Below are 13,315 nucleotides of genomic sequence, written 5' to 3'. Positions count from 1 at the left end.
TTTACGTACTTTCGCCTCCCAAACGCGAACAATCGAAACTAAGATGGCGGAGACGAAAGTACAGGCTGCGGCTAAGGCTTCCAATTCGGCGAAGAAAACGTCGGCAACCAAAGCGCCCGCTAAGGGTAAGGCCAAGGTGGAAACCGCCCAGCAGCCCCAGAACGTGAAAACGGCGGTGAACAAAGAAGCTAAGGCTGCTACCGATGCGCCCAGGGCCTCGTCGCCGGCTACGGCCAACTACCCGAAAGAAATCTACCTGACCTGGTATGAGCAGATGATGCTCATGCGCAAGTTCGAGGAGAAGGCCGGGCAGCTGTATGGTCAGCAGAAAATTAAAGGCTTCTGCCACCTCTACATCGGCCAGGAGGCCTGCGTAGCCGGTACCGTCTCGGCCCTGACCAAGGACGACAAGCACATCACCGCCTACCGCGACCACGCCCATCCGCTGGCGCTGGGCACCTCGCCCAACGCCATCATGGCCGAGCTGTATGCCAAAGCCACCGGCTGCTCGAAAGGCAAGGGCGGCTCGATGCACATCTTCGATAAGGAAGTAAACTTCATCGGTGGCCACGGCATCGTGGGCGCGCAGGTGCCGATGGGTGCCGGCATTGCCTTCGCCGAGAAATACAACAAGACCGGCAACCTCTGTGTCTGCTCGATGGGCGACGGTGCCGTGCGCCAGGGCGCCCTGCACGAGGCCTTCAACATGGCCATGCTCTGGAAGCTGCCCGTCATCTTCGTGATTGAGAACAACGGCTACGCCATGGGCACCTCGGTGCAGCGGACCTCCAACGTCACGGAGCTGTACACGCTGGGTGAGTCGTACGATATGCCCTCCGAGCCGGTGAATGCCATGAACGTAGAGGAAGTGCACGAGGCCGTATCCCGCGCCGCCGAGCGGGCCCGGGCCGGCGAAGGCCCCACGTTGCTGGAGTTCAAAACGTACCGCTACAAGGGCCACTCGATGAGCGACCCGGCCAAGTACCGCACCAAAGACGAGCTGGAGGACTACCGCTCACGCGACTCCATCGAAGCCGTGCGCCACACCATCCTCACGCACAAGATGGCCACCAAGGCCGACCTGGAAGCCATCGACGAGAAGATAAAGGCGCAGGTGCAGGAGTCGGTGGAGTTTGCCGAGAAGTCGGACTACCCGACTGCCGACGAGCTTTACCACGACGTGTACGTGCAGCAGGACTACCCATACATTCGCGACTAAGCAACCGGACGATTTTCCGGCCGTATTCAGCGGCCCCTTTTTCGAGCAACTTCCATGTCCAAGATTCCTTTTACGGGTAAAAGCCAGCAGAACCGCCCGCAGCGCGTCGTTAGCACCGACCCGCTGGCCCCTGCGCAAGCCTACAACCCCGAGCACCCGCTGATGGAAGACCCCGACGCGCTGGCCATGCGGCTGGTGGAGTCGGAGGATTTCGTGCGCCGCAACAAGAACGTGCTGCTGGGCCTGCTGGCCGTAGTAGTGCTGGCCGTAGCGGGTGGCTTCGGCTACTACCTGTGGCGCAACTCGCAGAACGAGAAAGGGCAGGCGGCCATGTTCCAGGCGGTAAGCTACTGGGAGGCCGACTCGTTGCAGAAGTCGCTGAAAGGCGACGGCCGTAACCTGGGTCTGGAGCGCGTGGCTTCGGAGTACGGTGGGTCGGATGCCGGCAACCTGGCCAGCTTCTACGCCGGTGTGGCTGCCCTTAAGCAAGGCCAGTACAAGGCGGCCATCGACTACCTCGAAGACTTCAGCGCCGACGACTACCTGGTGCAGGCCCGCGCCTACTCGCTGATTGGCGATGCCCACCTGGAGCTCAACCAGCCCAAGGAAGCTGCCGACTACTACAACAAGGCCGCCAACTACAACGCCAACGAGTACTTCTCGCCCGCTTACCTGCTCAAGGAAGGCACTGCCCGCGAAGTAGCCAAGGATTACGCCGGCGCCATCACAGCTTACGAGAAAATCCTGACCGCCTATCCTGCTGCCGCCGAAGCCAACGAAGCCAAGCAGTACAAGTCGCGCGCCGAAGGCCTGAACAATAAGTAAGTGGTTTGAACTGCTAGCTTTCGTTCAGCCTAAAGAGTATAATTCTTCGCAAAAAGCTTATAGTTAGTAATTTACAGATAAAAAGGCGGCTTTCGGGCTGCCTTTTTTCTTTAGGTAGACACCCGGCTGGTCCGACTATCTTTGCAGCAAAACCGGCGCGCTGGTTTCGGTAAAGCCCGCCGCTACCGCCAAGGCCCGCAGTGCTTTTGGTAAGCAACTCACTCCCAGAACATAAGCTAACAGCTAGCAACTGATAGCTAACAGCTAAAACAAATGGCAACTTCCCTCAAGAACCTGAGCGACTACACCTCCGACCACTTCGTTGACATCTCCGAGAAGCGCTTCGGGTTGGTAGTGGCCGAGTGGAACCGCGAAATCACCGATACGCTGGCCCAGGGCGCCTACGATACCCTGCTCAAGCACGGCGCCAAGCCCGAGCATATCTTCCGCAACACCGTGCCCGGCAGCTTCGAGCTGACGCTGGGGGCGCAGCTGCTGGCCCAGCACGACGAGATTGACGCCGTAATCTGTCTGGGTGTGGTTATTCAGGGCGAAACCAAGCACGACGACTACATCTGCCACGCCGTGGCTAGCGGCATCACCAACGTGGGCCTCAAGTTCAACAAGCCCGTCATATTCGGGCTGGTAACTACCAACACGCTGGAGCAAGCCTGGGACCGGGCCGGCGGCAAGCACGGTAACAAAGGCGTAGAAGGTGCAGTAGCCGCCATCCATATGCTGGGTTTCTAAGCTCAAAAACTGAGCTAGCTCATCAATTCCGGCAGCTGCTGCCTGTTGGTCCCAGTCCAGACCGCTTCGGGTAAGGCATTGCCACTTAGGCAGGGGTGATGCGCAATCCGCCGACAAACTCGTAGCTTTGCGGCCGATTACCGGCATTGAGCGGTTGCGGAGGGTGTGCATTTTGGTTTCCGCCAAAGCAGCTAAGCAAACCAATTCGATTCTGCTGCTGTTCGGCTTACTTGGCTCAACACCCAGATGTGCCGGCCAGTCGGTGTCACTATCAACCAGCCTCCCCAATCCCACCTCTCTCACTATAATCTTCCTTTACCATCATGAGTGAAGCACCCCTACGCTATTCCAAGGAAGAACTGGCCGAGTTCGAGCAAATCATCCAGGACAAGCTTACCGCCGCCCGCAAAGAAGTTTCTTTTATCAAGGAAACCCTGAGCCGTAAAAACGACATGGGTACCGACAACACGGCCTCTTCATCGAAGGTGCTGGAAGACGGCGCCGACACGGCCGAGAAGGAAAGCATGAACCAGTTGGCGTCGCGCCAGATGAAGTTCATTCAGCAGCTCGAAAACGCGTTGGTCCGCATTAAAAACGGTACCTACGGCGTATGCATCGGCACTGGCAAGCTCATCCAGAAGGAGCGCCTGCGCGCTGTACCGCACACCCAGCATTCGATTGAGGCCAAAATGGCCCGTCGCGACTAGACTGTAGCTTAGGTTTTAGCGGGTAGTGCTTGGTCAGAGAGACAATTTTCTCTTCACTGGGCACCCTCGGCTAAACTTTAGGCGCTAAATAACCCGGTAGCCCGGATTGGCTGCCTGAACTCCGCCTCGCGCGGGGGCGGGCTACCAGTCCGGGCACTGTTTTCCCCGGAGCTTCGTTTGTAAGCTCTCCCGAATCATTCATCTGTACCGTAGCGATACGGCACGCACGCTTCACCATTATGGGTAAGAAACACCACTCCGACGACGCGCCTAAGGGCCGCGGCCGCTTCTCCAGCTCCAGCCGGCCTACGAGCCGCGATGCGGGCAGCAAATTCATTCAGCCTGGCCAGGAGCGGGCCAACCGCGACCAGGCCCGCGGTGGCGCCGGCCGCGACGACTCGCGGCGCGGCGGCGACCGGCCCGCCTTTGGCGGACGCCCGGCGGAGGGAGGCTACGGCGGCCCGCGCAAGTTTGGCAACGGCGGCGGCAGCTTCGGTGGCCCACGTAAATTTGGCAACAGCGGTGGCGGCAGCTTCGGCGGCCGCGATGAGCGCCCGGCCCGCGACAACCGCTTCGGTGGTGGCCGCGACGAGCGTCCGGCCCGTGACAGCCGCTTCGGTGGCGACGCGCGCAATGCTGGCCGTGGCGACGACCGCCGCGACCAGCGCGACGAGCGGCCCGTACGCAACTTCGAGGCCAAGCAAACCTGGAAGGGCCAGCCCTACCGCCGGGAAGATGGGGAGCAGTCGGTGCCCCGTGGACAGCCGGGTGAGCGGAACCGCAAATTCATCAAAGGCAACCCCAACGCCGTAGACGAGCCGCGCCAGGAAGCCCCGCGCCCACGGCCCCAGGAAGACCACCTAGGTTCGCGCGAGTACGGCCCCGACCGTCCGGTGCGTCCGGCCCGTTCCTTCGACCCCGACCGCCGGCCCGAGAGCCTCGCTCCGCAGCACCCCGATTTTTCGGATGACGCCACCTTCCGCGCTACCCGCCGGGCCGAAGAAGCCGGCAGCCGGGAGCCGCGCGAATCCGACGACCGGAAGCCTTCCGGCTTCGGGGGCGGTGCCAGCGGCGAGCGGCGCAGCAGCTTTGGCCGCGACGAACGGCGCAATGAGCGTCCCGACCGCGACCGGCGTGACGACCGGCGCTCCGAGCGTCCGGCGGGTACTGACCGGCCCGCGCGGCGCAACGATGCGGATGCACCCCGTGGCGCCTTCGGGCGCGACGAGCGGCGTGCGCCCCGTGAGGAGCGGCCCCGGCGCGCCTACGACGAGCGCCCCGGCCGCCCCGATGCACCAGCTTCCGCCGCCGACTCGAACCAGGCCGGCAAGCGCAAGCGTGGCGAGGTAACCGGCGAAGCGCCCGACTACAAGAACCTGCGCCATTACGACGAAGACAAAAACCGGGGCAACAAGCGCCGCCGTGAAGAGGAGGAGGACTCGGCCGAAGGCACGACGCGCCTCAACCGCTACATCGCCAACGCCGGCGTGTGCTCGCGCCGCGACGCCGATGCGCTGATTGCGGCCGGCGAAATAAAGGTGAACGGGGAAGTAGTGACGGAAATGGGCTACCAGGTGCAGCCTTCCGACACGGTGCAGTATGGCAAAACCAACCTCAGCCGCGAAAAGCAGGTGTACCTGCTGCTCAACAAGCCTAAGGACTTCCTCACCACCACCGACGACCCCGAAGGCCGCCGCACGGTAATGGAACTCATCAAGAGCGCCTCGAAGGAGCGCGTGTTCCCGGTTGGTCGCCTCGACCGCAACACCACTGGCCTGCTGCTGTTCACCAACGACGGCGAAGTCGCCCAGAAACTTTCGCACCCCTCGCACCGCAACAAGAAAATCTATCAGGTGGAGCTTGACAAGCCCCTGACGGAAGAGGACCTGCGCCAGATTGCGGCCGGTGTGGAACTGGAAGACGGCAAGGCTGAGGTGGACGATGTGGCCGTAGTGGCCGGCAACCCGCACTTCGTGGGCGTGGAAATCCATATTGGCCGTAACCGAATCGTGCGCCGCATCTTCGAGCATCTGGGCTACGACGTGGTAGCGCTGGACCGGGTGCAGTATGCCGGCCTCACCAAAAAGGACCTGCCCCGGGGCAAGTGGCGCTTCCTCAACGAGAAGGAAGTTATCCGCCTCAAGTATTTCATGTAAGCAGGCAACCCCGGGGGCCTAAACCGGCTCCCGGAGTTATCGACTGCCAGAAAGAACGTTATTCAGAGTGAAGCGAAGAATCGCGCTCGGGGCCGTTGCAACAACACACCAACGGCTTCGCGCGGAATTCTTCGCTTTGCGCTGAATGACGTTTTTTTGCTTCTCGCTACTTTTGGCTTGCAGCTACCAACCTCTTACTTCTCCCATTGCGCACGCTCGCCCTCGATATTGGCAACACGGCCGTGAAATACGGCTGCTTTGAGCGGGACGAACTGCTGGAGTGGGCCAGCGGACAGACGCCGGCGCAGGTGCGGGCGGCCGTGCTGCGCCTGCAGCCCGAGCACGCAGTGGTGGCCTCGGTGGCCGAGCCGACTGCTGCCTGGGCCACTGAGTTACGGGCGCTGGTACCGGGCCGGGTGTTGGAATTTATGCCCGCTACCACGCCGCTACCCCTCACCAACGCCTATGCCACGCCCCACACCCTCGGAGCCGATCGGCTGGCGGGGGCTGTGGGAGCAGCCTGGCTACTGCCAGGGCGTGATGTGGTGATTGTGGATGCCGGCACGGCCATCAAGTTTGATGTGGTGGAAAGCGGGCAGGTGTTCCGGGGCGGCAGCATTGCGCCGGGGCTGGCCATGCGGTTTAAGGCACTGCACGCGTTTACCGGGCGGCTGCCGCTGATAGCCCCGCCGGCCAATAGCACCGATGAGGTGCCCCTAACCGGCACCGACACCGAAAGCGCCATTCGCAGCGGCGTATTGAACGGGGCGGCGGCCGAAGTGGCCGGCTTGCTGGCCGCTTACGCCGCCCGTTACCCGAAGCTGGCCGTGGTACTGGCCGGCGGCGATGCACCATTTTTTCGTGCCCGCCTGAAAGGACCTATCTTTGTTGTTCCGGAGCTGGTTTTAATTGGGCTCCACCGAATTTTAGTACATCATGTCGCAACTTAATTTTGCTGGTCTGGCCGGCGGTTTTTCGCTGCTGGGCCTGCTGGCTGCCACGCCGGGGGCGCTGGGTCAGGGTCAGGGCTTGGGCAACTCGCCTTATTCGCGCCTGGGGCTGGGCGACGCCAGCCAGAACCTGGGTGGCGTGCGGCAAATGGGCATGGGCGGCACGGGCGTCGCAGCTCCAAACGGCACCAACGTCAACGAGCTGAACCCGGCGCTGCTGTATTACACCAACCGCACTACGTTCGAAGCCGGCTACACCGGCCAGTTCAAAACGCTGCGCAACAATGTAAGCAGCCAGCGCACTGGTACCGGCACGCTGGGCTACATAGCCCTGGCGGTTCCCATCAGCCGCAGCTGGGCCGGCGCCGTTGGCCTCAAGCCCTACAGCACGGTCGACTACGAGTCGAAGACAGTGAGTAACGGCGTGGCCAATGACCCGGATTCCCAGCTGGAGCGCCAGTACAGAGGTGATGGCGGCCTGGCCGAGGCCTACATGAGTCACGCGGTACGGGTGCGCAAAAACCTCGTTGTGGGCGTGTCGGCGGCTTACGTGTTTGGCAGCATCAACCAGCAGGCCAGCACCCGCGTGGGCACTCCTACGTTGCCCTTGGCGCTGGCCAGCCGCTCTATCTACGAGCAGCAGGTGCGCTACACCGATTTTACCTTCCGCTCGGGACTACACTACCGCGGCAAGCTTACCGACAAGCTCAATTACAATGTAGGCGGGGTGTACAGCTTCCAGAGCAAGCTCAACGGCGACCGAAGCACTAACATTCTGCGCGAAGATGCCGACGGGGCCCTGATTAACGCCAACGTGCTTAGCAGCGGCGAAAAGGGCAAAGCCCAGGTACCCGCTCTGTCGCAGGTGGGCATCAGCTTCGACAACAACCGCAACTGGAGCCTGAACCTCGACGGTAGCCTGCAGCAATGGTCGCGCTTCAAGTCGTTTGGCCAGGAGGGCGGGCTGTCGAATATTGCGCTCAGTGACACTTACCGTGGGTCGATGGGCGGCGAATTCACCCCCGACCCCACGTCGGTTGATAATTACTTTAAGCGCGTTACGTACCGTGCCGGCCTGAGCGTGGCCCAGCTACCGTACCGCCCCGGCGGCAACGCGCTGCTCGACCGGGCCGTGAGCTGGGGCTTTGCCCTGCCGCTGCCCTCGGCTTCGGCCCTCGATGCTACCACCGTCAACCTGGGCTTCACCTACGGGCGGCGCGGCAACACCGATGTGCTCGTGAAGTCCGATGGCAGCAACGAGCGTAACGTGCAGGAAAGCTACATCCGGATGCAGTTGGGCGTGACGCTCAACAACCGCTGGTTCATCAAACGCCGGATTGAGTAGCCGCAGCAGGCAGGGGGAAGCAGGGAGAGGCGGGCGAATAGCGCTTGACCGTTTTTCAGACCCGTACGCTCGCCTTCCGCCGCCAAGGATACGTCTCTAATCCTTCATCCGACCACCAGATATGAAGTCAGGACAATGGCTGGCAGGGTGGCTGCTGATGGGGCCAGTGCTGCTAAGCGCTGGCTGCCACAAAGCCGATGAGGTGGCAGCCAAGCCCATCGACTACCAGGGCCCCACCGTGGAAACCCGAAATGTGCTGCTATTGTACAGCGACTCGGCGCGGCTGCGGGTGCGCCTGAAGGCCCCACTGGAGCAGGGTTTCGAGTCGGGCGACCGGGTGTATCCCGAGGGAGTAGCGCTGACGTTTATGGACCAGGAGGGTGAAACGGTGGCGAACACGATTACCGGCAAGTACGGCCGCTACCAGCGCAACCAGAACCTTTTTACTATCCGCGGCGACGTGCGCGTAACCAACGTGGCCAAGCAGCAGCGCATGAATACCGAGGAGGCTTTCTACGATCAGAACAAGGCCAGCATCTATACCAAGCCCGAAACCGAAATAAAGGTAACGACGCCTACCGAGGTGCTCACCGGCCGGGGCCTGACGGCCAACCAGGACTTTTCGCTTTACAAAATCCTGGACCCTACCGGCGAGTTTACCGTGCAGGAAGGGTCTCCGGTGGCTGCCCCTGTTACTCTATCCACTGATACCGCTCCGTAGCCATGAAACGATTCTGGGAACCTGGCATCAGCCGGACCATATTGCTGGTTTTTGGCGTGTTCACGTTCGTAGTGGCCTCCTACCGTACGCTGGCTACCGGCGGCATGGAGGGCCTCTACGACAACTACTGGCTGTATATGATAGCCTTTGGCTGCGTCATCTGGATGCGGTATCAGCGCCAGCGCCAGAAGGAGGTCGACCTGCGGGCCGAAGATGCCCGGAAGGCCGAAACCAGCAAAGCAGCCCGTAAACCCGGGAAAGCAGCCGGTAAGCCCAAGAAGCGGAAATAGCAGCCTGGAGCCCGTTGTGCCCGGCCAGCGCCGTGTCCTTTACCTATCTGACAGAGAATGTACCAAATGACCGGCATTTTTGGTTATTTTGCGCCTCATTCACCATTTTCTACCCGCGCTTTTTTTCAAGTTCATGGCATTAATTAATACAATCCGCGAAAAATCGGGCTGGGCAGTTGGCGCTATCGTCATCGGCCTGCTCCTGTTTATGGTGGGCGGCGACCTGTTTACGGGGCAGAACAGCTTCTTCGGCCGCTCCGACCGCTCGGTGGGTGAAATTGCGGGGCAGGAAATCGACTACGACGAATTCAACGCCACGCTGGAGCAGGCCAAGCAGGCCTTCATTCAGCAGCAGGGCCGCCAGCCCGACGAGCAGGCCATGGGCTACCTGCGCGAGCAGGCCTGGAACCAGCTGCTCTACCGCATTGCCTTCCAGAAGCAGTTCGAGAAACTGGGCCTGACCGTTTCGGACGACGAGCTGACCGACATGGTGCAGGGTACCAACATTCACCCCAGCATCCGCCAGGCTTTCACCGACTCGACCGGACAGTTCGATGTGTTGAAGGTGAAAGAATACCTGCGTAACCTCGACAAGATGGACCCGCAGGCGCAGGCCGCCTTTGCCAATTTCGAGCAGAACCTGCGCCCTGAGCGCCTGGGGCAGAAGTACACCAACCTGCTCAAGATGAGCACTTACGTGACTTCGGCCGAAGCCAAGCGCTTCAACGAGGGCATGATGGCCCAGGTAAACCTGCGCTACCTGTTCGTGCCCTATTTCGCCCTCTCTGATTCGAGTGTGAAAGTAACCGACGAGCAGCTGCAGGCCTACATCGACAAAAACCAGGGTCGCTTTAAGGTCGAAGATGGCCGTAGCATCGAGTACGTATCCATCCCGGTTACGGCTTCGGTAGAAGACAGCACCGAAATTGGCAAAACGGTAAACGAACTGGCTACCCAGTTCGCCGCCGCACCTGCCGACTCGGTATTCGTAAAGCTCAACTCCGACAACCCCGTTGCCCCCGCTTACCTCACGGCTGCCGACATGCCCGAGAAACTGCGCGAGCAGCTGCCGTTGCAGGAAGGCAAGGTGTACGGCCCTTACGCCGAAAACGGCACCTACTCGCTGTATAAGGTAACGGGCCAGAAAACCGGCGACCAGGCTGCCGCCCGCGCCAGCCACATCCTCATCAAGAGCGACGGCACCACGCCCGAGGCGGATGCTGCTGCCAAGGCCAAAGCCACCGAGGTGCTCACCAAGATTAAAGGCGGTGCCGATTTCGCCGCCATGGCCCGCCAGTACGGCTCGGACGGTACTACCGCCACCGGCGGCGACCTGGGCTGGTTCCAGCAGGGCCGCATGGTACCCGAGTTCGAGAAGGCCGTGTTCGGCGCTTCTTCGCTTGGCTTGCTGCCCAACCTCGTGAAGACCTCGTTTGGCTACCACATCATCAAGGTAACGGCCGCGCCTACCAAGCAGACCTACCGCGTGGCCACTGTGCAGAAGAGCATTCAGCCTACCGAGGGCACCCGCGACGCGGCCTACAACAAGGCCCAGGAGCTGAAGGGCCAGGCCATCGACCTGGAGTCGTTCCGCAAGGCTGTAGCCGCTGACAAGAGCCTGCAGAAAGCCGAAGCCAAAAATCTGGGCCGTGGCGACCAGGCTGTAAACAACCTGCAAGATGCCCGCGCGCTGGTGCGCTGGGCCTACGGCGCCGACGACTCGGAAGGTGCCGGTGCCAAAGAGATGGGCGACGTATCGCGCGTGTTCGAAATCGGCGACACCTACGTGGTGGCCGTGCTGACCGGCGAGCGGAGCAAAGGAACGGCTGATCTGGCCAGCATCAAGCCCGAAATCACTGCCCTGGTGCGCAACGAGCTGAAGGCTGAGCAAATCAAGCAGAAGCTGAGTGCCTCCAAAGGCACGCTCGAGCAGATGGCCCAAGCTTATGGCGCCGCCGCCCAGGTAAAAACCGCCGATAACGTGGTACTGGGCCAAAGCATGATTGCGGGTGTCGGCAGCGAGCCAACCGCCGTGGGTCGTGCCTTCGGCCTGAAAGTGGGCCAGAAGTCGGCCCCGATTGCCGGCGAGCAGGGCGTGTTTGTGGTAGAGCCCACCAGCGCCCAGCCTGCCCCCCCCGCCACCGACGTAGCCGCCGCCCGTCAGCAGCTGACGGCCCAGCGCGCCGCTCGCACCGATGGCCTCATCTTTGAAGCCCTCAAGCAGAACGCCGACGTAAAAGACAACCGCGCCAAGTTCTTTTAGAGCCTGAGTTAGCACCCTGTCATCCTGACGAAGGAAGGACCTTATCCTGCAAGACCGACCAGAACACTGGTTTAGTTTTGCAGGATAAGGTCCTTCCTTCGTCAGGATGACCGTATCTTTAGGATAGCAACATTGCTTCCCGGACTTCCTTCCGGCACTTTCCGGCCGCTTCAACTCGTTAGCTCTGCATGAAAAACCCGTTGCGTGGAATGATACGCGGAGCCGGCCTGCTGGCGCTGCTGACCTTGGCTGCCCCGGCCGCCCGGGCCCAGGCTCCCGATGGTGGGAGCATTCAGCTGGCTCGCGAGTATGAGCGCAAAGGCGAGCACGAAAAGGCCGCGTACCTGTTCGGCCGCCTGCGCACCGACGAGCAGACGGCCCCCAACGTGCTGCCCGATTATCTGGCTGCGCTCCAGGGGTTGCGCCGCACCAAGGATGCCGAGAAGCTGGTGAAACGCGCCATCAAGCAGCGCCCCCAGGACCAGACGCTGGGCGTAACGCTGGGCCTGGTAGCCGCCACCGCCGGCGACTCGACGGCCGCCGCCAAGCAGTGGGAGCGGGTTGTGCAGCTGCTGAGTCCCGAACAGGTGGTGCCCGTGGCCGCCAGCTTTCAGCAGGCCAACCTGCCCGCCTGGACTACCCGCACCTACCTGCGCGGGCGGCAGCTGGCCGGCAACGAAACCGAGTACGCGCCCCAGCTCATCGGCCTGTATACCCAGCAGGGCCAGACCGATAAAGTGCTGGTGGAAACCCTGCGCCTGGTGCGCGACGACGAGCAGCAGCTGCCCTTCGTGCGCAACATGCTCCAGAACAACCTGCAGGATGAAGCCGCCTTTGCCACCCTCGAAAAGGAGCTGCTGACCCAGGTGCAGCGCAACCCCGACCGCGCCGTGTACAGCGAGCTGCTGCTGTGGTTGCAGGTGCAGCGCCGCGACTTTACCGGGGCGCTGGTGCAGGCCAAGGCCCTCGACCGACGCGGCCGCACCCAGGGTCGCCGGGTGCTGGAAGTAGCCGAAATTGCCCGCCGCAACAAAGACTACGAAAGCGCCATTGCCGGCTTCGAGTACATCACCCGCGAGTATGCCGGCCAGCCGTTCTATGCCCTGGCCCGCCAGCGCCTCGTGCAGACCCGCGAAGACCAGGTGCGCAACACCTACCCCATAAACCAAACCCAGCTGCGCGGCCTGCTGATGGAGTATGAGCAGGTACTCACCGACCTGGGCCGCACCCCCGAAACTGCCCCCGTACTGCGCAGCATGGCCGCGCTGCTGGCCTTCCAGCTTGGCGAACAGGCCCCGGCCATGAAGCTGCTGGAGGAGGTAATTGCCATGCCGCGGGCCAGCTCCGACGTGGTAGACCAAGCCAAAATTGACCTGGCCGACATATACGTGCTGCGGGCCGAGCCCTGGGAAGCCACGCTGCTGTATTCGCAGGTCGAGAAGTCGCACAAAGACACGCCGCTGGGCTACGATGCCAAGCTGCGCAACGCCCGCCTGAGCTATTTCGCCGGCGACTTTAAGCTGGCTAAGTCGCACCTTGATATTCTCAAGCAGGCCACCACCCGCGAAATTGCCAACGATGCCATGCAGCTCAGCCTGCTCATCACCGACAACACGGCCCAGGATACATCCGGCGTGGCCCTGCGCGACTATGCGGCGGTCGAGCAGCTCGTGTTCCAGAACAAGCTGCTCGAAGCCCTGCGCGGCCTCGATGGGCTGCTGATAAAGTACCCCGGCCATGCCCTGCAGGACGAAGCCTGGTACCTGAAGGCCCAGCTACAGCGCCGCACCAGCGACTACGCCGGGGCCATTAGCACGCTGGAGCGCATCACGAACAACCCTAAGTACGACGTGCTCAGCGACGACGCCCTGTTTCTGGCCGCCAGCATTCAGCAGGAGAATCTCCAGAACCGCGAGAAGGCTCAGCAGCTCTACCAACAGCTAATCACCAAGCACGCCGGCAGCATTTATGTAGCCGAGGCCCGCAAACGCTTCCGCCAGCTGCGGGGCGACGCGCTATAAAACCACGAGTTCGATAGAATTAGTGCTAGTCTGTGGTCGTTTGGGTACTTTTGAAGAAGGCCTGCTTT

At 61.8% G+C, this 13,315-nt stretch carries 11 protein-coding genes; all 11 read left to right on the top strand.

Annotation, left to right across the window (positions count from 1 at the left end):
- Positions 1-43: 43 nt before the first annotated feature.
- The 11 genes from pdhA (at position 44) to HW554_RS09905 (ending at position 13,247) form a co-directional block, all read left to right on the top strand.
- Complete coding sequence (pdhA, locus tag HW554_RS09955) at positions 44-1,219, top strand: pyruvate dehydrogenase (acetyl-transferring) E1 component subunit alpha (protein ID WP_176908436.1); 1,176 nt, start codon at positions 44-46, stop codon at positions 1,217-1,219.
- Positions 1,220-1,273: 54 nt separating this feature from the next.
- Positions 1,274-2,044: a tetratricopeptide repeat protein gene (locus HW554_RS09950; RefSeq protein WP_176908435.1), complete on the top strand. Its 771-nt coding sequence runs from the start codon at positions 1,274-1,276 to the stop codon at positions 2,042-2,044.
- Between the two features lie 273 nt (positions 2,045-2,317).
- On the top strand, positions 2,318-2,794 hold the full coding sequence (gene ribH / locus HW554_RS09945) for a 6,7-dimethyl-8-ribityllumazine synthase (protein ID WP_019948742.1): 477 nt from the start codon (positions 2,318-2,320) through the stop codon (positions 2,792-2,794).
- A 323-nt stretch (positions 2,795-3,117) separates the two neighbouring features.
- Positions 3,118-3,501 (top strand): TraR/DksA family transcriptional regulator, encoded by a 384-nt coding sequence (locus HW554_RS09940; RefSeq protein WP_176897415.1) that lies wholly within the window; start codon positions 3,118-3,120, stop codon positions 3,499-3,501.
- Between the two features lie 239 nt (positions 3,502-3,740).
- The gene (locus HW554_RS09935; RefSeq protein WP_218134684.1) at positions 3,741-5,657 is read left to right on the top strand and encodes a pseudouridine synthase; all 1,917 of its coding nucleotides are present in this window, start codon (positions 3,741-3,743) and stop codon (positions 5,655-5,657) included.
- A 206-nt stretch (positions 5,658-5,863) separates the two neighbouring features.
- Positions 5,864-6,607 carry a type III pantothenate kinase gene (locus HW554_RS09930; RefSeq protein ID WP_176908434.1) on the top strand — a complete coding sequence of 248 codons (744 nt, stop codon included), beginning with the start codon at positions 5,864-5,866 and terminating at the stop codon, positions 6,605-6,607.
- Positions 6,594-7,952, top strand: coding sequence for a porin family protein (locus HW554_RS09925; protein ID WP_176908433.1), 1,359 nt, complete (start codon positions 6,594-6,596; stop codon positions 7,950-7,952). The genes HW554_RS09930 and HW554_RS09925 overlap by 14 nt, the downstream gene beginning before the upstream one ends.
- A 121-nt stretch (positions 7,953-8,073) precedes the next feature.
- Positions 8,074-8,673, top strand: coding sequence for an LPS export ABC transporter periplasmic protein LptC (lptC, locus tag HW554_RS09920; RefSeq protein WP_176908432.1), 600 nt, complete (start codon positions 8,074-8,076; stop codon positions 8,671-8,673).
- Between the two features lie 2 nt (positions 8,674-8,675).
- On the top strand, positions 8,676-8,963 hold the full coding sequence (locus tag HW554_RS09915; RefSeq protein WP_176908431.1) for a hypothetical protein: 288 nt from the start codon (positions 8,676-8,678) through the stop codon (positions 8,961-8,963).
- 133 nt (positions 8,964-9,096) lie between these two features.
- Positions 9,097-11,226 (top strand): peptidylprolyl isomerase, encoded by a 2,130-nt coding sequence (locus HW554_RS09910; RefSeq protein ID WP_246285184.1) that lies wholly within the window; start codon positions 9,097-9,099, stop codon positions 11,224-11,226.
- Positions 11,227-11,414: 188 nt separating this feature from the next.
- Positions 11,415-13,247: a tetratricopeptide repeat protein gene (locus HW554_RS09905; RefSeq protein ID WP_246285183.1), complete on the top strand. Its 1,833-nt coding sequence runs from the start codon at positions 11,415-11,417 to the stop codon at positions 13,245-13,247.
- The last annotated feature ends 68 nt before the right edge of the window (positions 13,248-13,315 follow it).

The organism is Hymenobacter lapidiphilus (genome assembly GCF_013377885.1).
GTDB lineage: Bacteria > Bacteroidota > Bacteroidia > Cytophagales > Hymenobacteraceae > Hymenobacter > Hymenobacter lapidiphilus.
This window is presented reverse-complemented; position numbering and strand designations above follow the sequence as displayed.

Excerpts from the sequence above, each read along its gene's own strand:
- HW554_RS09905 (WP_246285183.1), top strand. The coding sequence starts at position 11,415 with ATGAAAAACCCGTTGCGTGGAATGATACGCGGAGCCGGCCTGCTGGCG.
- lptC (WP_176908432.1), top strand. The coding sequence starts at position 8,074 with ATGAAGTCAGGACAATGGCTGGCAGGGTGGCTGCTGATGGGGCCAGTG.
- pdhA (WP_176908436.1), top strand. The coding sequence starts at position 44 with ATGGCGGAGACGAAAGTACAGGCTGCGGCTAAGGCTTCCAATTCGGCG.
- ribH (WP_019948742.1), top strand. The coding sequence starts at position 2,318 with ATGGCAACTTCCCTCAAGAACCTGAGCGACTACACCTCCGACCACTTC.
- HW554_RS09940 (WP_176897415.1), top strand. The coding sequence starts at position 3,118 with ATGAGTGAAGCACCCCTACGCTATTCCAAGGAAGAACTGGCCGAGTTC.
- HW554_RS09950 (WP_176908435.1), top strand. The coding sequence starts at position 1,274 with ATGTCCAAGATTCCTTTTACGGGTAAAAGCCAGCAGAACCGCCCGCAG.
- HW554_RS09925 (WP_176908433.1), top strand. The coding sequence starts at position 6,594 with ATGTCGCAACTTAATTTTGCTGGTCTGGCCGGCGGTTTTTCGCTGCTG.
- HW554_RS09935 (WP_218134684.1), top strand. The coding sequence starts at position 3,741 with ATGGGTAAGAAACACCACTCCGACGACGCGCCTAAGGGCCGCGGCCGC.
- HW554_RS09910 (WP_246285184.1), top strand. The coding sequence starts at position 9,097 with ATGGCATTAATTAATACAATCCGCGAAAAATCGGGCTGGGCAGTTGGC.
- HW554_RS09915 (WP_176908431.1), top strand. The coding sequence starts at position 8,676 with ATGAAACGATTCTGGGAACCTGGCATCAGCCGGACCATATTGCTGGTT.